Raw genomic sequence first — 24,502 nt, 5'->3', positions numbered from 1 at the left:
CAACCTCTTTTTTTTGGTATTACATCTCCAGTGTAATTATTTAATAGCAAATACTGCTCTTACTTCTGCACGGATCTTAATGGTTTTGAAATCAATATCAGAAGCTGCTTCTGCACTATCTGCTGATTTAGCCATGTAGTTACTCATCATAGGACGAACATCAGAATAATTATCTGTATTCATTTCCTGAATTTCGATCACACCATCTGTTTTATTACCAATAGCAGAAAGCATATACTCTGCTTTTTCTTTCGCAGCCTGTAGCGCTTTAATTTTTACTTCTTTACGGTAAGCTTCCATTTTACTGGAAGAGTAGGAGGCTATCCTGGCATTTTCAATACCTTCTGCATCTACTGCGCCGAGGATTTCATTGATTTTATCCAGCTTGCTTAATTTAAGACGGTATTGTTTACGCGCCATAAATTCCTGCGGATCTTTCTTCTTCCTTAAAATCTCAAAGTTGTTACCATATACATTTTCAATAGTGAAATCGGCTTTTGGAATTCCTGCATCAGATACGGCTTTCTGCAGTTGTTTTTCGAGTGTGCTGATTTCCACTTTGGTTTTTCCTTTAAGATATTCTCTTAAAGAGATGTTGAAATAAATTTCATCCGGTGTGATTTCCATTTCTGCGGATCCGTTTACTTCAATCTTTTTTACCGGAGGTTGCTTATCTGTTTGCTGTGCAAAAGTGCTCAGTGCAAAAAATAATCCTGCTGCTAATAACATTACCTTTTTCATGTGTCGATGTTTTCTATTGTTAAAAAAATTAGTGTTTGTTGTTATTTACACCCTCATGATGCGGGGTTAAAAAGTGTTTCCACAAAAGGGGATTTATAAAATTTTGTTAATGCAATAGTTACAGAAATAGAATTATACATTTCATATTAGTTATGAAACGATTATAAAGGAATTATGTTACAGGGGAAGAATTATTTCCGGCTATCGGTCATAGCTTTCAGGAAGTCGTACAGGTCGTTCATATGACGGATACGGGAAGCCACCAGCATAAAGTTTTTACCAACCTGTTTTAGTTTGGCGTTGTTGGTACGGGTTTGTATATACGTTAATATATGATTGAACGTAGGGGATTCAAAGTAAGGAGAATCCGGGTTATTGATAAAGTAGCAACGCAGGTTTTCTTCTTTCAGCATCATTTTCTCGAAGCCGAGCTGTATGGCCATCCAGCGGCAGCGGATAGCGGTGAGCAGGTCTTTCACCGGTTCCGGCATGGGGCCGAAGCGGTCTATCATATCATTGGCGAAAGCCTGTAATTTGCCTTCTTCCGTGATGTTATCCAGCTCCTGGTAAAGGTTCAGTCTTTCCTGGATGCTTTCAATATAAGTATCGGGGATCAGTATTTCCAGGTCTGTATCAATGGTACAGTCGCTCACAAAATCTTTCTTCTCTTCCAGCTGATCTTTAAACAGGTCGCGGAATTCATTTTGTTTCAGTTCCCGGATGGCTTCGTCCAGGATTTTCTGGTACATATCAAAGCCTATTTCGGCCATGAATCCGCTCTGTTCACCACCCAGCAGGTTACCGGCGCCACGGATATCAAGGTCGCGCATGGCGATCTGGAAACCGCTGCCCAGCTCACTGTGCTGCTCCAGTGTTTGCAGGCGTTTCCGGCTATCGGAAGGCAGCGTGCTCATAGGCGGCGCCAACAGGTAACAGAAAGCTTTTTTATTACTGCGGCCTACACGGCCACGTAACTGATGCAGATCACTCAACCCGAAATGATGGGCGTTATTAATGATGATGGTATTAGCGTTTGGAATATCCACACCACTTTCCACTATGTTGGTACACACCAGCACATCGTACTTGCGGTCAATGAAATCGAGGATCACTTCTTCCAGCTGATGCCCTTCCAGCTGCCCGTGTGCGGTAGCGATGGACAGATCGGGGCAAAGCCCCTGTATGAGGCCCGCCATTTCTTTCAGCCCCTTTACCCTGTTGTGGATAAAGTAAACCTGTCCGCCTCTTTCGGCTTCATAATAAATAGCTTCGCGGATCAGGTCCTGGTTAAACACCTGTACTTCCGTTTCAATGGCCTGGCGGTTTGGCGGCGGCGTATTGATTACGGAGAGGTCGCGGGCGCCCATCAGTGAAAACTGGAGCGTACGCGGTATAGGCGTTGCCGTTAGTGTGAGGGTATCTACGTTATGCTTTATCTGTTTCAGTTTTTCTTTGGCAGAAACACCGAATTTTTGTTCTTCATCTACCACCAGCACACCGAGGTCTTTGAACTTCACTTCCTTGCCCAGTAAGGCATGCGTACCGATAATGATATCGATCTTTCCTTCTTCGAGGCGTTTAAGCGTTTCCTTTTTTTCTTTGGAAGATTTAAACCTGTTGAGGTAATCAACAGTGCAGGGAAAGTCTTTCAGGCGGTCTGCAAATGTTTTATAGTGCTGGAAAGCGAGGATGGTAGTAGGCACCAGTACGGCGGCCTGTTTACCATCAACAATGGATTTAAACGCTGCGCGGATGGCGACTTCTGTTTTACCGAAACCTACATCTCCGCATACCAGCCTGTCCATTGGCGCCGGCGATTCCATATCACGTTTCACATCCGCGGTGGCCTTGCTCTGATCCGGCGTATCTTCATAGATGAAAGACGCTTCCAGTTCTGTTTGCAGATAGGTATCCGGCGTATGTGCAAAGCCTTGCTGGGCTTTACGTACGGCATACAACTGGATCAGGTCTTTGGCTATATCTTTTACCTGCGTTTTGGCTTTCTCCTTCAGTTTATCCCAGGCATCGCTGCCCAGTTTATTCACTTTAGGTTCCACGCCTTCTTTGCCGGTGTATTTACTGATTTTATGCAGGGAGTTGATATTTACATACAACAGGTCGTTGTTTTTGTAAATAATGCGGATAGCTTCCTGCATTTTACCACCTACTTCAATTTTCTGCAAGCCGCTGTACATTCCCACACCATGATCGATATGTGTTACAAAATCGCCCGACTGCAGCTCCCGCAAGGTTTTCATGGTAATTGCCTTATTCTTGTTGTAGGCTTGTTTTACCTTGTATTTGTGGAAGCGCTGGAAGATCTGGTGATCCGTATAACACGCCAGTTTCAGCGAATGATCAATAAATCCGCTGCTGATGGCAACAGGGATAGGGAAGAATACAAAATCTGCTTTGAGGTCCTCGAATATACTGCGCAAACGTTCCAGCTGACGCGGATTGTCTGAGAATATAAAGAGGGAGTATTTATTGCTGTTATGTTTACCGAGATCTTTGATCAGCAGATCAAACTGCCGGTTAAACACGGGTTGTTCCTGTGTATCGAAGGCGATGAGCTGTGGCTGGTAACCGTTGTCTGTAAGCCAGTCTTTGTTACCAAAAACAATCGTTGGCTTTTGCAACAGTTGTTCCAGCAGTGGCGCGGCTTTCACAAAGTCTTCTTCCTTCAGCACCATTTCTTCATCTTCATCCACTTTCACTTTCTGACCGGTGAGCAGGAAATCATCCAGCCGTTGTTCCATTTGTTCTATCACACCTTTTACATAGGAAGGATCTTTCATCCATACGACGGTATTGGCGGGAAGGAATTCGGTGAGTGGTGTTTTGCTGTGGTCTGCCGCATGGGTGTCCATGTTGGCGATCAGTGTTACCTGTGTGAGTTTGCGTTCACTGAGCTGTGATTCCGGATCAAACAGGCGGATAGAATCTATATCTTCTCCAAATAATTCAATACGGTAAGGCTTTTCGTTACCAAAGGAATAGATATCAAGGATACCGCCCCTTACGGCATACTGACCGGGTTCATACACAAAATCGGTGGCGTGAAAACCCCAGCCGATGAGTTGTTCCAGCAGCGGATCTACTTTCAGTACATCGCCTACTTTCAGTTGTACCATGTTGGCGCTGAAAGCCTGGTTACCGGCTACTTTCTCCCAGAGTGCTTCCGGATAGGTGACCAGGATCTTCTTCCTTACGGTATCTCCGGAAAGCTTCATGAGTGCTTCTGTACGGAGCATACTATGGCTGCCGTTGATTTCATGAAACTGACCAGCTTTCTTAAAAGAGTCGGGGAAATAGAAAATATCCAGTGCCTGGCTGAGTTGCTCCAGGTCGTTATGGAAATAGGCTGCCTCCTCTCTATCGTTTAAGATAAAGAGATGGTTTGCATCTGCATGCGCCCAGGTGCTGACTGCCACAAAGTTTATTGCGCTTCCACTAATGGAGGAGAGCTGAAAGTATTGTGGGGTGGGTGATTGTATCCCCTTCACCAGCGACTGCAGGCGCGCATCACGTTGAAATAGTTGTAATACAGCCTGTAAATTCATGAAGAATGCAAAGGTACGAAGATTTACCGATTTTGAAATTTGATTAGAGAAGATATTTAGAGAAGGCAACCTTGCTTCTCCATAACAAAAAAAATAAATAAGAAAATATCCCAATAGCAGAATGCCAAATTTTCACTATATTCAATAAGACCAAACTCAACTTCCATGCTGGACCTATGGCATACCGGAATCGTAACTAAGTTGGTGGATGAAACCCACAATACGCGCCGTTTTTGGATACAGGTACCGGACATGGAACGGTTTGATTTCAAACCGGGACAGTTTGTAACCCTGGACCTTCCCATCCACGAGAAAAAAAACAAACGCTGGCGTAGTTATTCCATTGCCTCCCATCCGGACGGCACCAATGTAATTGAGCTGGTGATTGTTTTGCTGGAAGGAGGATTAGGGAGTACTTACCTGTTCAATGAAATAAAAGTAGGGAGTGAACTCCTGATGAGAGGACCACAGGGCGTTTTCGTACTGCCGGAACCGTTGGACAAAGAGCTATTCCTTATCTGTACAGGCACTGGTATTGCACCGTTCCGGTCTATGGCACATTACATTCAGTTGCATGGAGTGCCGCATGCGCCTATTCACCTTATTTTCGGCGTCCGTTATCAGCACGACCTGCTCTATGCGGCTGAAATGGAACAATTAGCCACTACGCTGCCCAATTTCAATTACATTCCTACTTTATCACGCGAAGAAAACTGGAGCGGCCGGAAAGGTTATGTGCACAGTATTTATGAAGAACTGCTGCAGGATAAGCGCCCTGCCAACTTCTTTCTTTGCGGCTGGAAAGCCATGATCGACGAAGCAAAGCAACGGATCCAGGCAATGGGGTACGACCGGCATGATATCCACCAGGAGTTGTACGGTTAATCCTGTCTTTTCTAAAAACGAAATCCCACAGTATTTTTCACCGTTACTGATGGCAGCGCAATTTGCGCCGGCAGGGAACTATAAATAAAAAGGGCTGCAACAGTTATAAGTATTCGTATAGGCATAAAGGAGTGCTTATACTAAATACAACGGTTGTAGCCCTTATATGTTACTAGAGGATTTTACTTAATACCAGTGCTTTCACTTCAGACAGTGGGATGCGTTCCTGCTCCATGCTGTCGCGGTGACGGATGGTAACCGTACCATCTTCTTTCGTCTGATGGTCGATGGTTACGCAGAAAGGCGTACCAATGGCATCCTGGCGGCGGTAACGTTTACCGATAGCATCTTTTTCTTCGTAGAAGCAATGGAATGCTTGTTTACATTCATTCATCAACGCTCTTGCTACTTCCGGCAAACCATCTTTTTTTGTCAGTGGGAAAATGGCCAGTTTCACAGGCGCCAGTTTAGCAGGCAGTCGAAGTACTACGCGGCTATCTTGTTTCTCCGCTGTGCTCAGATCCTCTTCTGCATAAGCATTACAGATAGTGAGCAGGAACATACGATCCAAACCGATAGAAGTTTCTATCACGTAAGGCACATAGTTCTGATTGATTTCTGTATCGAAGTACTGAATTTTCTTCTTGCTGTATTCCTGGTGTTGTTTCAGGTCAAAATCAGTGCGGGAGTGGATACCTTCCACTTCTTTGAAGCCGAATGGGAATTCGTACTCAATGTCCACGGCGGCATCTGCGTAGTGCGCTAATTTGATGTGGTCTTTGAAATGATATTTTGCCGGATCGATGCCGAGGCTCAGGTGCCACTGCATACGTTCTTCTTTCCATTTCTCATACCATTCCTGCTGGGTGCCGGGGCGTACAAAGAACTGCATTTCCATCTGCTCAAATTCACGCATACGGAAAATAAACTGGCGGGCTACGATTTCATTTCTGAATGCCTTACCAATTTGCGCAATACCAAACGGCACTTTCATTCTGCCGGTTTTCTGTACGTTCAGGAAGTTTACAAAGATACCCTGGGCCGTTTCCGGACGCAGGTATATTTCGCTGGCTTCATCTGTTACGCTACCCAGCTGAGTGGAGAACATCAGGTTAAACTGACGTACATCGGTCCAGTTGGAAGTACCGCTTACCGTGCATTTTATTTTGTTGCTTTCTATCAGTGTTTTAAGACCTGCAAAGTCATTTTCCTTCAGCAGTTCATCCATCTGTGCCAGAAGGGCGTTGCCGGCTTCCTGTGGTAGCGTTTCTGCATAACCTTCAATCAGGTGATCTACCCGGTAGCGTTTATTGCTATCCTTGTTATCGATCATCGGGTCGCTGAAATTATCCACGTGTCCGGATGCCTTCCAGGTAGTAGGATGCATAAAGATGGCGGCATCGATCCCCACGATATCCTCGTGCAGCTGGGTCATGCTTTTCCACCAGTAATCCTTAATGTTTTTCTTCAGTTCTGAACCATACTGACCGTAATCGTATACGGCGCTGAGTCCATCGTAAATTTCGCTGGACTGAAAAACAAAACCATATTCTTTACAATGCGATATGATCGCCTGGAATTTATTCTGATCTGTAGACATAGTGGCGCAAAGATAAAGGGCTATTTTGAAAATACGTATGCGATTATTAAATAATTTATAAGCTAATGATTACCCTTCCTGAACCACCTCCGGCTCGTGAGGAATTTCAATTTGTTTGATCCAAACCGCGTAATCATTGGGATAAATCTGTGCGCCGAAATATTGTACATAATTGCGGGTAAATACAGCCCCGAAATACAGGATAGCTGCGGAATAGTATACCCATAACAGGATAATAACAATGGATCCGGCGGCGCCATAAGTAGAGCTTACCCTGCTGGCGCCGAGATAGTAACCGATCGCAAACTTACCGATCATAAAAAGGATAGCAGTGGCAATGGCGCCCACGCGTACATCTTTCCATTTGATCCGGGCATCGGGCAGCACTTTAAAGATGATGGCAAACAAGGTAGCGATCACCACAAACGGCACTACAAAATCGGCCAGCGAGAAGAGGATGCCTGATGTAATCTTCCCTGGAAGAAAACTCACCACAAGGGCGGAGAATAATTCCACCAAACCGTTGATGGCCAGCGACACCAGCAAAATGAACCCGAGGCTTACCACCAGTGAAAAAGATAACAACCTGTTCAGTATCATCCGCAACAGGCCGTTTTTTTTAGGTTTTGATTTCAGCCGCCAGATGAAGTTAATAGAGTCCTGGATTTCCGCGAATACCCCGGTGGCACCAATGATCAGCGTAATGAACCCTACCATAGTGGCCCAGCTCATATCGCCGGAAAGGGAAGCATTTTTAATCATGGCCTGTATCTGTATTGCCGCATCATTGCCTACCAGCCCACGGATCTGGCCGTAAATATTTCCTTCGATGGCGTCTCTCCCCAGGAACAGGTCGCATAAATAAATAATAATGATCAGCATGGGAGCCACGGAAAAGATGGTATAATAGGCCAGTGCGGCACTGAGCTTCATTACTTTATCATCTAGAAAATCAATACCGGACTGCTTCAGTACCTGCCAGATGATTTTAAGCTTGCTCGGTTTTTTCATAGCAGCATTTTAGTAACAGTAAACAAAAAGTATGCAGGCTGTATTATGATTTTAATTTAGGGTTGTTATGATGGCGTTGCGCATCGCGGATATTCTTCTTCTCAAAATTCTTTTCCAGGGCTACCGTCATATCAATACCGGTTTGATTGGCAATACAAAGCAGTACCCACATCACATCAGCCAGTTCATCTGCCAGCAGCTTTTTATTATCGCTTTCCTTCGACGACTGATCGCCGTACTTCCGGGCCATGATACGGGCTACTTCCCCCACTTCTTCCGTGAGGATAGCCATGTTGGTGAGCTCACTGAAATAACGTACACCGGTGGTATTGATCCAGTTATCAATTTTTTGCTGGGCTTCCTGAATGGTCATGGATTAGTTTTTATTTATTAAAGATAATGGATTGACCTTATTCCCGGTTGTGCGAATCTATGATGATCGTAACAGGACCATCATTTAACAACGCCACTTTCATATCAGCACCGAAAATCCCCCGTTGAATGGTGGTGCCCATATCCTGCTCCAGTTGCACGATCATTTTTTCGTACAACGGGATGGCAACATCTGGCTTACTGGCACGGATATACGAAGGGCGGTTTCCCTTTTTGGTAGAGGCATGCAGGGTAAACTGGCTTACGAGCAAAATATCGCCGTGAACATCTTTCACGGATACATTCATTACTCCTTCATCGTCGTTAAAGATCCGGAGATTCACTATTTTGGCACTCAGCCACTGAATATCTTCTTCCGTATCAATATCTTCAATACCCAGCAGCACCAGCAGGCCCGTCTGGATTTCACCGGTTACGGCGCCGTCTACTGTAACGGACGCGGAACTGACGCGTTGTATAACTGCTCTCATGGATTTTCATTTAACGCCGGAAAATTAAGGCAAATCGTTTGTATCTGTAACTTTAGGACAGGTGCATCGTTTTAATTTTTACCAAAATCACTCAATATATGTCCAGGCCCCTTACCTTTTTACTGTTATTAGCGATATTGATAACAGCCTGTAACGATGATAAGCTGGCGGATCCCTGTGAAGGAATTTCCTGTGAAGGCGACACCCTGCATCCTACCGTTGCAATGATCAGGCTGATGGACCCTGCTAATAAGCAAGACCTGGTGTATGGCCCGGATGCCACTATATCACCAGACAGTGTTAAATATAAAGGTCCGGGGGATGCCACTTTTATCCCCATTGAACAAAGGCCGGGCTGGACGCCGGAAAGGCAGATAATAGAACTTCCCCTGCAAGAACCGGTATACCTGTATATAGGTAAACCTGGAAAAGACACGATTATTAAGGTTACTTATCAATTCACCAAAACCTGCTGCAGCCCTTTGCTTTCACAGGTGGTACTGAATGATAAAACAGTAATAAAGCTGGGGGCCAGTACCTACGTATACAGGATACCGCTGGATTTTTAGTCTTGTGTTCATCCAACGATTCATGTATCTGTAACATATCACGCACTACTTACGTTTAACGATCACCAAAATCATCGTTCTATGACCCGTATCTGTTACCTGTTTATCAGCATACTTTTATTCGCAGCCTGTACCACTTCTTCAGAGAAAAATCCTTGTGAAGGAGTTGTGTGTGATTATATGGCGCCTGTTTGTAAATTCAAACTGGTAGAACCCGGAACCGGCCGTGATCTTGTTTATGGCCCTTATGCCCGCATACCATTGGATAGTATCAAAATTCTGATGCAGGATACTGTCATACAGGTGAAACAGGTGATAGACACACCCCGTAATACCGCTGTGTTATATTTTTATGTGATAGGTCCTCAAACCCTGCGTGTTGGCCGGCCAGCTAAGACTACCCTGGATAAATTGAATTTCCTGACAAGATCAGTTGGCTGTTGCGGTACTGAAATATACAGTTTGCAGTTGAACGACAACCCCGTTCCTGTGCCACGGGATTCTGCCAATACTTACCTGATCCCTTATAATTTATAAATGTCGTGATAAGCTGCTGGCATTAGATGCGAAACCGGCGGAAACCGCTGCCGCCGGTAAAAACAGCGCGTATTCGCCGTAATTTGTAATAAATTGCGCTTCCTGAGACATTTTTTATATTATAAATTAAATCAATATGAATATCAATGTGACCCCCGAAATCACGTTCCGCACAGCCCGCAGCGGTGGCAGCGGCGGACAAAACGTGAATAAGGTGGAAACGATGGTGGAAGGCTATTTCGATATCATGGCTTCCGCCCTGTTAACCCCGGAACAAAAAACGGTGCTGATGGAGAAGTTGCAGAACCGCATCAACGCAGACGGCCTGCTACAGGTAAAGTCCCAGACTGAACGCACACAACTGGGCAACAAACAGGAAGTGATCTCCAAAATGAATGACCTGATCAGCAAAGCGCTGATACCGCGCAAAAAGCGCGTACCTACGCGGCCGTCCAAAGCCGCCAGGGAAAAACGCATCCAGTCGAAAAAAAGGCATTCCGATAAAAAGCAGCAACGGAGAGGAGGATTTGAATAAACCAAGCCACCGGCCAATCCTCACAAATCCGCGATTCGTAATCCGTAATTCGTAATTTGCGTCAAAATATTTGGGAATTGAGTATTAAGAACCTGGCAGGACAAACGGTATTTTACGGATTGAGTAACATAGTGAGCAAACTGCTCAATTATTTCCTTACTCCTTTTTATCTGACCATCTTAACCCGTGCATCATTCGGGGAGATGTCCAACGTATACGCCTATATACCGTTTGCCAATATTGTGCTGACTTATGGCATGGAAACGGCCTTTTTCCGTTTCGCCAAAAAGGAGAACAAAGCGCATGTACTGGGCACTTCCACCATTTCCCTACTGCTTTCCACTATCAGCATTACCATTTTACTGCTATTGCTGCGATCGCCGGTCATTAATTCCTACGCCGGGGAGCTGGCGGGCCTGAACGGGCATCCCACCTACTATACCTATGTGGTGCTGCTGATGGCTTTTGATGCGCTCACAGCCATTCCTTTCGCACAGCTGCGACTGGAAGGACGGCCCATGAGATACGCCACGATTCGTATAGCCGGAATAGTTACTACCATCTTTTTCAATATTTTCTTCCTGGTCATCTGCCCGAAACTCTATGCCGCCGGCCATCACTGGCTGCCGGACCTCCAAAGCGGCAGCGATCAGACCGGGTATATTTACCTGAGCAATATGCTGGGCAGCGCCATTACCCTGGTACTGTTTCTCCCCCAGATCCGCAAAATAGAGTGGAAGTTTGATGCCGGTTTATGGAAACAAATGATGCACTACGCCCTTCCGCTGATCGTAGTGGGAATGGCGGGTATGGTCAATGAAACGTTCGACAGGGCCTGGTTTTTACCCCAGTTCCTCCCGGGCGATAACATGGAAGCCAAAAAAGAAGTAATTGCCCTGTACAGTGCCAACTATAAACTGGCCATCCTGATCACCATGTTCATACAGGCATTCCGGTTAGGGGCGGAACCCTTTTTCTTTAAACAGGCGGAAAGCGGCGATCCGAGGAAAATGTATGCCCGGATCATGAAGCTGTTTGTGATTATGCTTTGCTTCATGTTCCTGTTTGTAAGTCTTTACCTGAATATCTGGAAAGCCTTCCTGCGCGTGCCTTTCTACTACCAGGGGATGCGTATTGTGCCCGTATTGCTGCTGGCCAACATGTTCCTGGGCATTTATTACAATCTCACTATCTGGTTTAAGCTCACCGACCGTACCAAAACCGGCGCGGTGATTACGATCATCACTGCCGTGCTGGCCTTCCTGCTCAATTATTGGTGGATACCGGTGATGGGCTACTATGGCGCTGCACTGGCCACTATGGTGTGCTATTTTGTACAGATGGTTATCTGCTATGTATGGGGGCAGAAGTATTACCCCATCCCTTACCATCTCCCTAAATTAATTACCTACATGGGGCTGGCTACAGGCATTTACTATGTATTCAACTGGCTTAACTCGACGGTGCTGTCGCCGAAAGATATTTACGCCCTCAAACCCCTTCCTCTCGCAGTGGCAACGGCTTTCTTTGCTGCCTATGCCTGGTTCATTTTCCGTATGGAGAAGAAGGAGTTTGCCCGCTTACCGGTAATCGGGAAGTTCGTTAAAGTGTAAGCTAGTCCACCAGGAAGGGATTGTGTTTCTTTTCAAAACCGATGGTGGTGGCTGGTCCGTGACCCGGGAATACCCTTACCTCGTCCGGCAATACAAACATTTGTTCACGGATACTTTTCAGCAAAGTGGCATGATTGCCTCCCGGAAGATCGGTACGGCCAATGCTCTGGTAAAACAGCACATCACCGCCGATCACGAAATGCTGACCGGGGCAATAGAAGGCTACACTCCCCGGAGAATGGCCAGGGGTAAACAACACCGTTAGTTCATCGGTGCCAAAAAGGATCTTTTCCCCTTCTGCCAGGTAGCGGCCTGCCTCGGGGGAGGGATCAAACGGAATGTTGTACATCCCTGCTGCCCGCTGGGAATTGTCCAGTACCGGCTGTTCCAGTTCATGAAACTCCGGGCGCACTTTATACGTATCTGATACGAGCTTATTACCGAATATATGATCAAAGTGGCAGTGCGTATTCAATAATCTTATAACATTTAACCCGTGTGTTTGTATATATTGTAATAATTCTTTTCTTTCGTCCTGAAAATAACACCCTGGGTCTATAATTATACATTCCTTTTTTCCGTTAATAAGCAGGAAAGTGTTTTCTTGTAGTGGACCAAAAGTGAATTGTTGTATTTCAATCATTGTAACCCGATTTTTTTAGGCTAATTTTAAAACAGATCACAATATTATCAATACTTTCTGTATGAACAGATTTATTACCCGGTTATTATTCCACGGTACCCTATTACTTGGAACGATAGTATCCCAGGCCCAGACCAATACAGTAGAATTCGGACAAAATCGTGTGCAGTTCAAGAACTTCAAGTGGAGATACTATCAAAGCCGGCATTTCAACACCTATTTCGCCCAAAACGGGCTGGAACTTGGTAAGTATGCCGCCCAGGTAGCCGAAAAGGAATTACCCCAGCTGGAACAGTTCATGGAATCCAACCCCAGACAGCGTATTAATATTGTGGTTTACAACTCTTTCGGGGAAATGAAGCAGTCCAATATCGGTATTGGCGTGGATTGGCAGAATACAGGAGGGGTGACCAAACTGGTGGGCAACAAAATGATCGTTTATTTCGACGGTAACCACGAAAACCTCCGCCGCCAGATCCGGCAGGGGATTGCCCGTATCATGCTGGAAACACTGCTGTTTGGGGAAGATATCGGCGAATTTGCCGGTAATGCCGCCCTGATCGACTTCCCGAAATGGTTCACCGATGGCTTTATTGGCTATGCCGCCGAAAACTGGACCGCCAAACAGGATGAAGAACTAAAGCTCATCATCATGTCCGGCAAGTACAGCAACTTCAATGCCCTCGCTTATGACCACACCCTCCTGGCAGGTCAGGCGTTCTGGTACTATGTGGAAAGCAAGTACGGCAAAGATGCCGTGCCTTACCTCATGTACATCACCCGTATTAACCGCGGACTGAAAAAAGGCTTTGAACAGGTACTTAACCAAACACCCAAGAAAGCCACCAAAGACTTCTTTGTATTTTATCAGAAAAGATTCCAGGAAGATAACCGCAGAAGAAAGACTTCTGCCAAAGGCCGTACTATCGTAGCCCAGGAAATTACGCCCAAAGCCGATTACTACCGCTTTAACCCGAATCCTAAAAATAATTCCTACGCGGTAGTTGAGTTCAAAAAAGGAGTATACCGCGTACAGATCCAGCTCGGCTGGAATAAGCCCAAGGTATTGCTGCATAGCGGCGTAATGCAGCTGGCCAACCAGGTAGATCCAAACTATCCACAGATGGCCTGGAACACCAAAGGCAACCGCCTGGCCGTAGTATACGAACACGAAGGCAAAACAAAACTGATGATCTATGACCTCATCACCCGCACGACTATACGCCAGGAACTGAACCAGTTTGACCGGATCATCGACTTTAAATACATGCCGGTACAGGAAAATACCCTGTTACTGTCTGCCGTGAAAAACGGGCATACCGACATCTTTACCTATAACATCAGCAATTCTAAAACAGACCAGATCACCAATGACGTGTATGATGACCTGGACCCGTCTTTTGCCGCATTCCCCGGCAAAAGCGGTATTCTCTACTCTTCCAACAGGCCCGGCCCCAAAGGAAGAGGAAGCGATACCTCCCTGCTGAACCACCCGTTCAATATCTTCATGGTGGACAACTGGAACCGGAGCTCTGAAAAGCAGATCACCCAGCTGACCGACCTGCAGTACGGCAACGCCAAACTGCCCATGCAGTACAATACCACTCACTTTACCTTTGTGTCCGATGCCAATGGTATCCGTAACCGTTATGCCGGTTTCTTCAAGTCCCAGGCTGATGGCGTGGATTCCCTCTTCTATGTAGGCTCTGAAATTCTTCATAATCCCGACCAGGAAGAACTGGATTCAGCAATGGCAGCCTATGGCTCTACCGCCCCGGATTCAGTAGAAGCCATCACCATCACCAAAGATTCTACCTATACTTTCCCTATTTCCAACTATCCTTACGGCATCCAGGAATCGAGGATTACCGGGGAAAAGGGAGAAGTATCGGAAGTAGTGCAATATGCAGATATCAAACGCCTGATGAAGCTGAAGGTAGATACCGTGGTGTTGAAGAAAAGGAATATAACGGCAAAAAACACCAATTTCAGGAAAGCACAGATGCATGCGGACAGTTTACGTTTAGGCTTGCCTACCTACCTGGCGCCGTCAAAAGATACGAGTACACATCCCAATTTCTTCCAGAACGAGTTTGGTAACGAGCCGGCCGATACCAGCAACAACGCCGTTACCGCAAATGAACCGTCGCTGTTTGAAAAAAGAAGAGACGAGGAATCTACCCTTAAAAAGTCGAAACTGTTCCCGTATAAATTCAAATTCGCCTCTGATTACCTGATCCTGCAACTGGATAACTCCATCCTGGTAAATAAATATCAGCCATTTACCGGTCCGCCAAGCGGCCCTATCCGCCTCACCGACCCGGTGAACGGGTTAATCCGCATCGGGGTAAGCGATTTGTTTGAAGATCTGAAATTCAACGGCGGTTTCCGTATTCCTTCTTCCCTGCAGGGATCGGAGTATTTCTTTACGGCCAACTACCTGAAGAAACGCTTTGATTATAAATTCACTTACTACCGCAAAGTGGATAAAGGCAGTGGATTTGTTATCCGTGACCAAGCTGGTAATGATTCCGCTTTTATTTCTACCAAAATGATCACCAACATTTACCAGGGCGAAATAAGATATCCTTTCGACCAGGTAAGGAGTATCCGTTTATCAGCAGGCATACGTACCGATAAACTGGTGATACAGTCGGAGAACAAAGAAGCGCTGATAGCCCCTGATTACAAGGAGACCTACGCGTTAATGCGCCTGGAATACGTATACGACAATACGATCAACCCGGCTATTAATATCTGGAATGGTACCCGTTATAAAATTTATGGAGAAACCAATGCACAGCTGACCAACGGCGGATTGAACGAGTTATTCAATCCGGGTCTTTCTGCTGCAGCACAGGGCAGGTTTACCTATAACATGGGAGTGGATATCCGCCACTATACAAAGATTTACCGCAACTTTATCTGGGCTACACGCTTTGCAATGGATATGTCGTGGGGGACCCGTAAACTGCTGTATTACCTGGGAGGCGTGGACAACTGGCTGAATCCGCAGATCAATACAAAGAACCCGGTAAATCTAACAGAAAACTATGCTTTTCAGACGCTGGCTGAAAACCTGCGTGGTTACAAGCAAAATGCAAGAAATGGTAATAATGTGATGTTGTTGAATACAGAACTCCGTTTACCGGTGTTTGCCACTTTCATCGACAAGCCTATCAACTCTGCATTCCTGCGCAATTTCCAGGTTACCTCCTTCATTGATATCGGTACTGCCTGGAATAAAAAGCTGAGCTTTAAAGATGCCAATTACACCACTTATGACGATGGTCAGGGTGTAACTACCCGTATCAAAGAAGGTTTCCTCGGGCCCTTTGTAGGTGGTTATGGTTTTGGTGCTCGTACCACCATTGCCGGTTACTTCCTCCGTGCGGATGCTGGCTGGCCTGCTGTAGCGTTTTTCAGAGGCAGCCCGATCTGGTACTTTGGTATGGGCGTTGACTTCTAAGCGGAGGGGATCGCCTTCGGCGATTTTAAATTGTCTTGGAGCAGGATTAGACTGATTGTGCTGATTTTTTTGATTTGATTATATTTTGATTTTAAAGAAGAAGGGAGATAGAAGTGAATACTCACTTTTATCTCCCTTCTTCTTTTATAAAAAATCCCAAAATCATTATAATCAGTCTAATCCTGCTCCAAGACAATTTAAAATCGCCGAAGGCGATCCTACGCATGTTGCTTTTTCACCAGTGGGTACATCAGGCTCAGAAATATTCCCATACATATGGTAAAGGCCCAGGCATGCCGGTTTTCCACGGGATGCAGGAAAATATCCCCCATATCTCCCAACAAGGTAAGCGGGTCTTTCACAATATCCCAGCTGTTATAGCGTAAATACCTGCCGATATATACACCCATTCCGCAGAGAAACATTACCGGGAAAGTGAATAACCATGCCGGCCAGCGGCTGTGACGGTTGCCCCACAATTTTTCCATGCTGCGGATAGACATATAGCCGAACATCATACCATTCCAGGCGAAAGAGAAAATCACAAACAGATCAAACCACAATGGCACGCCGCCGTCGAACAAATGGAACAGATCCGTGAGGATGTAGGGTGCGTTGGGAATAAACAGCAACCATACAATGAAGCAGCCGTACCAGTTATACCGGTTCTTAATTTGCTCCGGGTGCTTTTCCATCCAGCCGGTGATAGCGAAAGGAATAAAGGCCAGGAAAAGGTTCCAGATCAGCGATACCCGCAGATAGCTACCGGTATGCATTACACGAAAAAAGAGCAACGCCATACTGAACAGTACAGATGTATACAGGGTGTATTGGTGCCGCGACCGGCCTATACGATGTTGTAATAAACGGATGGTTCTCATCAATTGCATATGGTTACTTTTAGACAAATTAAAATATGTAGGGAATAAATATGACAGCCCCGATAATAACGGCTGCTATGGCCGCTACCAGTACAGCGCCGGCCGCTACATCCTTGATGAATTTCACTTTGGGATGCAGCTGCGGCGAAAGATGATCCATTATTTTTTCTATAACTGTATTAAGCATTTCTGTAATCCACACCAATGTAATGGCGAGAATGATCCAAATCCATTCCGGCGTTGCTATTTTATACCAGCAACCGGCTGCCACCACCACAATGGTAGCGAGGGCATGAATACGCGCATGTGGCTCACTGCGCAGGAAAGCGGCAATACCACTAAATGCGTATCCGAAGCTGGCCAACCGTTTGCTGATATAAGAGTTTCCCATGTTTGTTTTTATTGCTGGATATTGGTGTTTTTCTGTCCTAATTTATCCCATTTGATAGTGGTGCTGAAATACATGATCAGGGCGAGGATGATAAAGAGTCCTAAGCTTCCCATGAGCAGCGCCTGATCTTCTGCACTGATAATCACATAAATGAATCCATAAAGGATAGCAAGTGTAGCCCCTATGCCGGCTGCAATGCGCCTGCTTTTAAAGGCAGCAGCCGTATATGCAATAATCAGACCTATTGTGAGCACACTGGCAATAACATAAGCCATCATAAAGTTAATTTGTTCTGAGATAGAGATGAGCAGGGTATAAAAAATACAAAGGGCTAACCCGATAAGGGCGTATTGCAATGGATGAAGGGCGCGGCGTTGTGACAGCTCAATAAAATAAAAAACAAAAAAAGTTAACCCAATGATCATGACGGCATACTTTACCGCCCGCATAGACATCTGGTAGCTTTCGGCAGGCATAAACAGCTTAATCCCGAAATCGGCGGAATGGATGTTAAACTTTTTGCCTTCCCAGCTTTGGGGATAGTTGCGGTTCAGGTGCTGGACCTGCCAGGTGGCAGCAAAACCTTTTTCATCCACCCTGCGGGTTTTCGGGGGGAAGGCTTCGTCAAATCCGGGATCGGTCCAGCTGGAGTTAATACCTACCGTGGTTGTTTTACCAACGGGAGAGAAGCTGATCCGGCCGGAGCCCTTTATACCCAGCTCCAGGGAGAAGTTACCACCCAGGGCGTCGCCGGGGGTAACTGATACCGGCGTTTGGATCCCGTTATCAAACAGGTCCTTGCTGACCAAACCGGGGTTAAACGCATAGGATTTACCATTCCACATCATCTGTACCTGGTTCCCGATGCCACGTAAATCGCTGATGCCAATGAGTACTGACGCATGTTCCCAATCTAAGGCGGAAGGAGGGATATTAAGCGACAACAGCTCATTGCGGTTAAATGTGCCACTCAGCTGCAACCTGGCGTTGTATACGGCTACATTGAAAATACCGCGGTGTAATTTCTCCGGTAATAACTCCCCGTTGATCCGTAAGCTATCCGGCAGGAGATACACATAGGTTGCTTCGCTGGTTCCTGGTTTATACGGAATGGCCAGCACCGGTCCTGTAATATTCTGTTCGCCTCCCCAGCGGCTGCTGATTTCCTGGGTGGCTTCATTTTGCCGGTCGCGGCGTTCCCAGATGATGTTTTGAATCAGGGCCGCCGGCACGAGTAGTATCAGCATCAATACAAAAATGATAATCGCTTTAATAGCGTAGGCGTAGCGGTCAAAGAAAGAAGGAGATCCGTTTGTTGAAGGTTCCATATTTTTTATTTTTAGAAAGCACTTTGTGTTTCAAAGTAAAAAGACAAAAAAAATTTATTTAGTGAATTTGATCATATGCTCAAGTGCGGCGATATGGCCTTTGAAAGCTTTTTCGCCAGCCGCGGTAATAGCATAGGTCGTATTGGTTTTCCGGCCAATAAAGCCCTTATGCACTTTGAGATAGCCGTTTTCTTCCAGTGTATTGAGATGTGATGCCAGGTTGCCATCGGTTACTTCCAGCATCTGTTTGAGATCGTTGAAATTTACTTCCTCGTTCACCATCAATACACTCATAACGCCCAGGCGTATACGGCTCTCGAAAATCTTATTTAAGTTACCTATCGGGTTCATGCGATTGATTAAACTGTCCCTTTCCGTTCATATTTCCACCACATCAATGTTCCGTAAATGATGTGCAGTAAACCGAAACCTATAGCCCAAAAATAAAGACCGTAGTTCAAATAGAAAAGATTAAGTATACCGAGAACAACTTCACAGATTCCCAGGTACCTTACATCCGGCAAAGTATATTTGCTGGCATTGATAATGGCCAACCCGTAAAATACCAGGCAGGTAGGAGCTATCAGTCCTTCCAGGTGATTAAATAATAAACCCGCTATAAAAGCACCACCTGCTGCCAAAGGAATCGCTGTATTGATCAGCACCTTCCGCGAGGTTAAATCCCAGATGGGTAAATTATTTTTTCTCGCTTTGCGCCAGGTGAAAAAAGTGCCCGCTATCAGTGCCGCCGCTAATACAGAGAATCCCAAAACAATTAACCGGTACTTCAGCACGATGAAATCTGCATGATTATGTACCCCCGTGGTGTTCCACCTGAAATAATATTCATTCAGCCACATATTGGCGATAAATGCCCCGATCAGGCCGCAGATACCGGCGGAGATACCGCTTAATCCACTCAGCGAAATGAAACGGCTGCTGCGTTCCATCATCCGCTTAATGTCTGTTAATGCCTCCAGATGTTGTTGGTCTGTCATACAAAAAAGTACTTTGCAATACAAAGCTAACAGAAAAATCCGAATCACAAAATATAATTTTTTGTTATAACTGCGTTACCTAGAGGATAGTGATTGTCCAGAATCGCAATAAATAATATAATATTGTTGTCAGATATGGTTGGCTGGAAAAGAATATTAGCAATAATCATCGGCGTAAGCGGTTGGGGTTCGGGTTTGATGGCGCAGCAGTACAAGGTTAGTGGAGTGGTCAGAGACGCGCACTCACAGGAAATCATTCCGTTCGCCACTCTTCAGTTTGTGCATACCCAAACAGGTATGGTTAGCAACGCGGAAGGGAAATACCTGTTCGAACTAAATGTTATCCCATCAGATTCATTACTGGTAAGGGTAATGGGATATAACATCCTTAAACTGCCGGTTAACAAAGAACAGAAAGAACAGGTCATCAACTTTGAGGTAACCCGCTCAGATGTTTCCCTGAAAACATACGAGGTGAAAGCCAACGTAAACTGGGCACTCATTCTCCTTAAACAGATTGTTAAGCATAAACCGGAGAACAATTATAATCGCCTTGATAACTACAAATACGAGGTGTATAATAAACTGGAGCTGGATATGAAGAATCTCAACAAAGAGAAACTTGGGAGAAACCGCTTCACCAAACCCTTTGCGTTTATTCTTGATAACATAGACAGTACCTCTGAAGACAAACCTTTTCTACCTATATTCCTCACGGAAACATTGTCGGATTACTACTTCCAGTCGAACCCACGCAAAACGAAAGAAATAATCAAAGCTGCCCGGACCTCCGGCATAGATAATGAAAGCGTAACCAAATTCCTGGGTGGGATGTATCAGAACGTAAATGTTTACGACAACTTCATCCCGGTATTCGATAAACAGTTTGTAAGTCCCATTCACCACAACGGCGCCTTCTATTACGATTACTCCATTGCAGATACGCAATACGTGAACAGCCAGCGGTTTATTAAACTAAACTTCACGCCTAAACGCAAAGGAGAAAATACTTTTATAGGTGATATCTGGGTACATGATACCACCTATGCCGTACAGAAAACTACGCTGTCGGTGCCCCGTGACGCCAACATTAACTTCGTCCGCAAAATCAGTATGGTACAGGAGTTCCGGCAACTGCCCGACAGCTCCTGGTTCCTGTATAAAGATAAATTTATTGCCGACTTCTGGGCGCCAAGCCCCAAGCCGGGGAAAACGTTTGATTTCATAGGTCGTAAAACCACGACTTATGATGACGTAGTAACGAATGATACCGCCGCGACCAACATCTTCAGTAATAAAAAATTTCCTGAAAATGTAGTAGTGCTGGATAGTGCAAGGGCCCGGAAAGATTCTTTCTGGATGGACAACCGCCCGGAAAACCTCAGCAAAAACGAAGAAGGCATCTATAAAATGGTGGATACCCTCCAGAAAATGCCGCTCTTCCGGAGCTATTCAAACACCATCCGGTTCCTGGCTACCGGCTATAAACCTTTTGGCCCTATTGAATGGGGACCTTACTATTACCTGTTTTCCCAAAACAGGCTGGAAGGCTTCCGTTTAAGACTGGACCTCGGTACCACTCCACAGTTCCATAAAGATCTGTACCTGTATGGCTACCTGGCCTATGGCTTCTCAGATCACGTGTATAAAGGGAAGATGTCTGCTCTGTGGCTGCTGAAAAGACATCCGCGTTCCTATCTGTATGCGTCTTTCACGAAAGACCTGGACAATGGCACGCACTATTATGATGAAGTAGGTACCGATAACATCTTTACCCTTGCCATCCGGAAAAATGGCGTGCCGCAGAAATTTTTAATGGTGAATGAAAAACGCTTTGAATTCTTCAAAGAATATTACAGCGGTTTCTCCCACCAGATATCACTGACGCACAAACAGGTAAGACCCTACGAGCCGCTGCCTACTGCTGCGTTTTATCCGAAAGCGCCCAATGGCCGCGATCCGCTCACCAGCATGGAAGTAGAGCTGAAATTCCGCTATGCCTTCCATGAACAATTCCTGGAAGGAAATTATTACCGGATCAGTTTGGGTAGCAAATACCCCATCGCGGAACTGAAATTTGCTGCAGGTATACCCGGCATAGCCAACAGCGGACAACAATATCAGCGCCTTACGCTCAGCGTATCAGATTATGTAAAGCTGCCGCCTTTCGGCTCCTTCTACTATAATGTTTTTGGTGGTAAAATTTTTGGTACCGTACCTTATACTTCACTTGAAGTACATCCCGGTAACGAAATTTATTACTACAATAAGTATGCTTTTAACATGATGAACCGTTTTGAGTTCATCAGCGATCAATACGCGGGCTTTAACGTAGAACATACCATTGGCAATGGTATCTTTGGTTATATCCCATTAATTAAAAAACTGAAATGGCGCCAGTTCTGGACTGCCAAAGGCGTAATAGGTTCCTTGTCTGAATCCAACAAACAACTGAACCTCAACAACGGTTTTGCATTCAAAACATTACAGGGTGATCCGTACCTCGAATTGGGTACCGGCATAGAAAATATTTTTAAATTCCTGCGGGTAGATTTTATCTGGAGAGTAACACCGGATGTAACACCGGGAGAACCTGCCAACAAACGTTTTGGCGTATTCGGTAGTTTCAAATTACAGTTTTAACCTGCTGCTCATGAAAGATGTAACACATACCCCGCTGTTTGAATGTATACTGCGGGGAGAAATAGACGGCAGCTCTTACGATCTGGAAAATGACTATCAATGCATCAAAATGCAGTTGGATGGGGCAGAGAAAAAATTACAGTTGAGATTTATTAATGATGACTATAAAATCATTCTCGAATTTTATCAAACCACTATTACCTGTTTCACCATTCTGCCCGAAAAAAGCAGCGGTAGTACTTCGCTGACAAGCTTCTACCGGGGGCAGTTTAAGTTTAACAACAACCTTCACGAAATAACCGCACAAGGCAAATACTATTACTATTTATCTTTCCTCGGAAACGATGCCATAGAGCTGTTTGCCAAACGTGTTACCCTTTCTTTAAGCCGGCTGAATTCCTGAATAAAGCGAACAGGTACTATATATTATCGGCTGCTTCGCAGATAACGCTGCATGCCCATTTAATTTCTTCGGGGGTAATAATCAGCGGAGGCACAATGCGCATACATTCCGCAGCGAAGAGGAACCAATCCGTGAGTACTCCTTTATCGATGCAATAATCAATTACTTTTTTATTTACCGGGAAGCTTTCAAACTCTACTGCCATCATTAATCCTAATGAACGCACCGATTTAATAGCCGGATGTTTCAGGTGATCCAGGAACAACTGCCCTTTTGCATTCACATCTTTCAACAAGTCCTGGTCCAGCAGCGCCTGGAAGCCTGCACGGCCCGCGGCGCAATTTACCGGGTGGCCGCCAAAAGTGGTGATATGGCCTAATACAGGATTGTTGGTCAGCGTCCACATAATTTCACGGGAGGCGATGAACGCGCCCAAAGGCATGCCTCCGCCGAGGGCTTTACCAAGCAGTAATACGTCAGGCACAATCCCAAATTGTTCGAAAGCCCACAGCGTACCATTTCTCCCAAAACCACACTGAATTTCATCCAGTATCAACAGGGCACCGGTAGCGGAACATTTATCTCTTAATGCGTGTAGCCATTCCCGTTGTGGCGCGATTACGCCGCCTTCTGCCTGCACACTTTCCGCAATCACGGCGGCGGTTCTTTCAGTGATCAGTTCCAGTGATTCAAAATTATTATACTCCAGGTGTTGAATACCCGGCAACAAAGGCCGGTAGGCGTTGCGCCAGTATTCATCCCCGAGGATACTCAGCGCTCCTTGTGTGGAACCATGATAACTACGGTTAAAAGCAGCTATTTCCGGGCGGCCGGTGTACCGTTTGGCCAGCTTCATGGCGCCTTCCACGGCTTCAGCTCCTGAATTGGTAAAATATACGCAGTTTAACTGTTCCGGAAGATGTTGGGTAAGCAGGCTGGCAAAGGCCACCTGCGGCGATTGTACAAACTCGCCGTACACCAGCAGGTGCATATATTGCTGCGCCTGTTCCTGTATAGCCTTTACAACGGCTGGATGGCAATGTCCTACGTTACACACACTGATACCGGCAATAAGGTCGAGATACCTTTTTCCGTTTACATCCCACATATACATGCCTTCCGCTTTCACGATCTCCAATGCCAGAGGAGCGTCGGAGGTTTGCGCTACGTGCTGCAAAAAAAGTTGCCTGTTATTCATATCACTAAACTGCTCTGTTCTTTGCGAAGTTAGAAAACAACTGCTAATTAGTAATTGTTATATTTGTAACATAAGCACTAAAACATTTAATTATGGCGCACATTATTCCACTGAACGGAGTTACTCCTCAAATTCCTGAAGACTGTTACGTTGCCCCCAATGCTACCATAGTAGGGGATGTAGTAATGGGTAAAGGTTGCACGATATGGTTCAACGCTGTTGTTCGCGGCGATGTAAACAGCATCCGCCTCGGCGAAAATGTGAACGTACAGGATGGTGCGGTGATTCACTGTACTTATCAGAAAACCAAAACGATTGTGGGCAATAATGTATCTATTGGCCATAATGCCATTCTGCATGGCTGTACTATCGAGGATAATGTGCTGGTAGGAATGGGCGCCATTGTGATGGATAATGCCCGTGTAAGCAGCAACAGCATCATTGCTGCCGGCGCTGTTGTACTGAGCGATACGCATGTGGAACCAGGCACCATTTACGCCGGTGTGCCTGCCCGTAAAGTGAAAGATATTGATATGGCCCTCATCAGCGGGGAAATCAACCGCATTTCCAAAAACTACAGCATGTACGCGTCCTGGTACCAGAACGCAGAAGAAGTAAAAGCGCCTTAATA

The 24,502-nt window shown here is 45.6% G+C and carries 22 protein-coding genes; 9 read left to right on the top strand and 13 right to left on the bottom strand.

The features are described from left to right. Positions 1-36: 36 nt before the first annotated feature. Positions 37-741 (bottom strand): SIMPL domain-containing protein, encoded by a 705-nt coding sequence (locus tag PV783_RS04905; protein WP_079469834.1) that lies wholly within the window; start codon positions 739-741, stop codon positions 37-39. Between the two features lie 191 nt (positions 742-932). Continuing rightward, positions 933-4,304: a transcription-repair coupling factor gene (gene mfd / locus PV783_RS04900; RefSeq protein WP_111577043.1), complete on the bottom strand. Its 3,372-nt coding sequence runs from the start codon at positions 4,302-4,304 to the stop codon at positions 933-935. 165 nt (positions 4,305-4,469) lie between these two features. Here mfd and PV783_RS04895 point away from each other — a divergent pair, with 165 nt between their 5' ends. After that, positions 4,470-5,189 carry a ferredoxin--NADP reductase gene (locus PV783_RS04895; protein WP_079469836.1) on the top strand — a complete coding sequence of 240 codons (720 nt, stop codon included), beginning with the start codon at positions 4,470-4,472 and terminating at the stop codon, positions 5,187-5,189. Between the two features lie 172 nt (positions 5,190-5,361). On the opposite strand, the gene PV783_RS04890 is transcribed toward PV783_RS04895, so the two are convergent. The 4 genes from PV783_RS04890 to dtd all read right to left on the bottom strand — a co-directional run bounded on the left by PV783_RS04890 (position 5,362) and on the right by dtd (position 8,663). Then, positions 5,362-6,789 (bottom strand): glycine--tRNA ligase, encoded by a 1,428-nt coding sequence (locus PV783_RS04890; protein WP_420987288.1) that lies wholly within the window; start codon positions 6,787-6,789, stop codon positions 5,362-5,364. A 69-nt stretch (positions 6,790-6,858) separates the two neighbouring features. Then, positions 6,859-7,800, bottom strand: coding sequence for a YihY/virulence factor BrkB family protein (locus PV783_RS04885; protein ID WP_420987287.1), 942 nt, complete (start codon positions 7,798-7,800; stop codon positions 6,859-6,861). 43 nt (positions 7,801-7,843) lie between these two features. Beyond that, positions 7,844-8,173 (bottom strand): nucleotide pyrophosphohydrolase, encoded by a 330-nt coding sequence (locus tag PV783_RS04880; RefSeq protein WP_079469839.1) that lies wholly within the window; start codon positions 8,171-8,173, stop codon positions 7,844-7,846. A gap of 37 nt (positions 8,174-8,210) precedes the next feature. Next, entirely contained in the window at positions 8,211-8,663 is a 453-nt protein-coding gene (dtd, locus tag PV783_RS04875; RefSeq protein WP_079469840.1) for a D-aminoacyl-tRNA deacylase, read from the bottom strand. A gap of 98 nt (positions 8,664-8,761) precedes the next feature. Between dtd and PV783_RS04870 the strand changes: the two genes are divergently transcribed. The 4 genes from PV783_RS04870 (at position 8,762) to PV783_RS04855 (ending at position 11,917) form a co-directional block, all read left to right on the top strand. Continuing rightward, positions 8,762-9,232: a hypothetical protein gene (locus tag PV783_RS04870; protein WP_420987286.1), complete on the top strand. Its 471-nt coding sequence runs from the start codon at positions 8,762-8,764 to the stop codon at positions 9,230-9,232. A gap of 81 nt (positions 9,233-9,313) precedes the next feature. Further along, complete coding sequence (locus PV783_RS04865) at positions 9,314-9,769, top strand: hypothetical protein (protein WP_079469842.1); 456 nt, start codon at positions 9,314-9,316, stop codon at positions 9,767-9,769. Between the two features lie 136 nt (positions 9,770-9,905). After that, positions 9,906-10,304: an alternative ribosome rescue aminoacyl-tRNA hydrolase ArfB gene (gene arfB / locus PV783_RS04860; RefSeq protein WP_079469843.1), complete on the top strand. Its 399-nt coding sequence runs from the start codon at positions 9,906-9,908 to the stop codon at positions 10,302-10,304. Positions 10,305-10,381: 77 nt separating this feature from the next. Then, positions 10,382-11,917, top strand: a complete 1,536-nt coding sequence (locus PV783_RS04855) for a polysaccharide biosynthesis C-terminal domain-containing protein (RefSeq protein WP_133256121.1) — start codon at positions 10,382-10,384, stop codon at positions 11,915-11,917. Between the two features lies 1 nt (position 11,918). Here PV783_RS04855 and PV783_RS04850 read toward each other — a convergent pair whose 3' ends face one another. Further along, positions 11,919-12,560, bottom strand: a complete 642-nt coding sequence (locus PV783_RS04850) for an MBL fold metallo-hydrolase (RefSeq protein WP_079469845.1) — start codon at positions 12,558-12,560, stop codon at positions 11,919-11,921. A gap of 61 nt (positions 12,561-12,621) precedes the next feature. Between PV783_RS04850 and PV783_RS04845 the strand changes: the two genes are divergently transcribed. Then, positions 12,622-16,029, top strand: coding sequence for a hypothetical protein (locus PV783_RS04845; RefSeq protein WP_079469846.1), 3,408 nt, complete (start codon positions 12,622-12,624; stop codon positions 16,027-16,029). A gap of 218 nt (positions 16,030-16,247) precedes the next feature. Here PV783_RS04845 and PV783_RS04840 read toward each other — a convergent pair whose 3' ends face one another. Genes PV783_RS04840 through PV783_RS04820 form a run of 5 tightly spaced genes read right to left on the bottom strand, consistent with a single transcriptional unit; the run spans position 16,248 to position 19,627 of the window. After that, complete coding sequence (locus PV783_RS04840; protein ID WP_420987285.1) at positions 16,248-16,919, bottom strand: DUF1361 domain-containing protein; 672 nt, start codon at positions 16,917-16,919, stop codon at positions 16,248-16,250. Between the two features lie 19 nt (positions 16,920-16,938). Continuing rightward, positions 16,939-17,301 carry a diacylglycerol kinase family protein gene (locus tag PV783_RS04835; RefSeq protein ID WP_079469848.1) on the bottom strand — a complete coding sequence of 121 codons (363 nt, stop codon included), beginning with the start codon at positions 17,299-17,301 and terminating at the stop codon, positions 16,939-16,941. Between the two features lie 8 nt (positions 17,302-17,309). Beyond that, a complete protein-coding gene (gene creD, locus PV783_RS04830) occupies positions 17,310-18,629 on the bottom strand; it encodes a cell envelope integrity protein CreD (RefSeq protein ID WP_420987284.1) in 1,320 nt (439 codons plus the stop codon). Between the two features lie 54 nt (positions 18,630-18,683). Beyond that, positions 18,684-18,980, bottom strand: coding sequence for a winged helix-turn-helix domain-containing protein (locus tag PV783_RS04825; RefSeq protein WP_079469850.1), 297 nt, complete (start codon positions 18,978-18,980; stop codon positions 18,684-18,686). Between the two features lie 8 nt (positions 18,981-18,988). Further along, complete coding sequence (locus tag PV783_RS04820; RefSeq protein WP_111577049.1) at positions 18,989-19,627, bottom strand: hypothetical protein; 639 nt, start codon at positions 19,625-19,627, stop codon at positions 18,989-18,991. 135 nt (positions 19,628-19,762) lie between these two features. Between PV783_RS04820 and PV783_RS04815 the strand changes: the two genes are divergently transcribed. Together PV783_RS04815 and PV783_RS04810 are read left to right on the top strand one after the other, a co-directional pair. Further along, positions 19,763-22,270, top strand: a complete 2,508-nt coding sequence (locus PV783_RS04815; RefSeq protein ID WP_079469852.1) for a DUF5686 family protein — start codon at positions 19,763-19,765, stop codon at positions 22,268-22,270. A gap of 10 nt (positions 22,271-22,280) precedes the next feature. Further along, complete coding sequence (locus PV783_RS04810; protein WP_420987283.1) at positions 22,281-22,673, top strand: hypothetical protein; 393 nt, start codon at positions 22,281-22,283, stop codon at positions 22,671-22,673. Positions 22,674-22,689: 16 nt separating this feature from the next. On the opposite strand, the gene PV783_RS04805 is transcribed toward PV783_RS04810, so the two are convergent. Continuing rightward, positions 22,690-23,871, bottom strand: coding sequence for an aspartate aminotransferase family protein (locus tag PV783_RS04805; protein ID WP_420987282.1), 1,182 nt, complete (start codon positions 23,869-23,871; stop codon positions 22,690-22,692). Between the two features lie 92 nt (positions 23,872-23,963). Between PV783_RS04805 and PV783_RS04800 the strand changes: the two genes are divergently transcribed. After that, on the top strand, positions 23,964-24,500 hold the full coding sequence (locus tag PV783_RS04800) for a gamma carbonic anhydrase family protein (RefSeq protein ID WP_079469855.1): 537 nt from the start codon (positions 23,964-23,966) through the stop codon (positions 24,498-24,500). Positions 24,501-24,502: the final 2 nt, after the last annotated feature.

This window comes from Chitinophaga sp. CC14 (genome assembly GCF_048957795.1).
Taxonomy (GTDB): domain Bacteria; phylum Bacteroidota; class Bacteroidia; order Chitinophagales; family Chitinophagaceae; genus Chitinophaga; species Chitinophaga ginsengisegetis.
The sequence above is the reverse complement of the archived record's forward strand: the minus strand, read 5'-3'. Positions and strand labels throughout refer to the sequence as shown.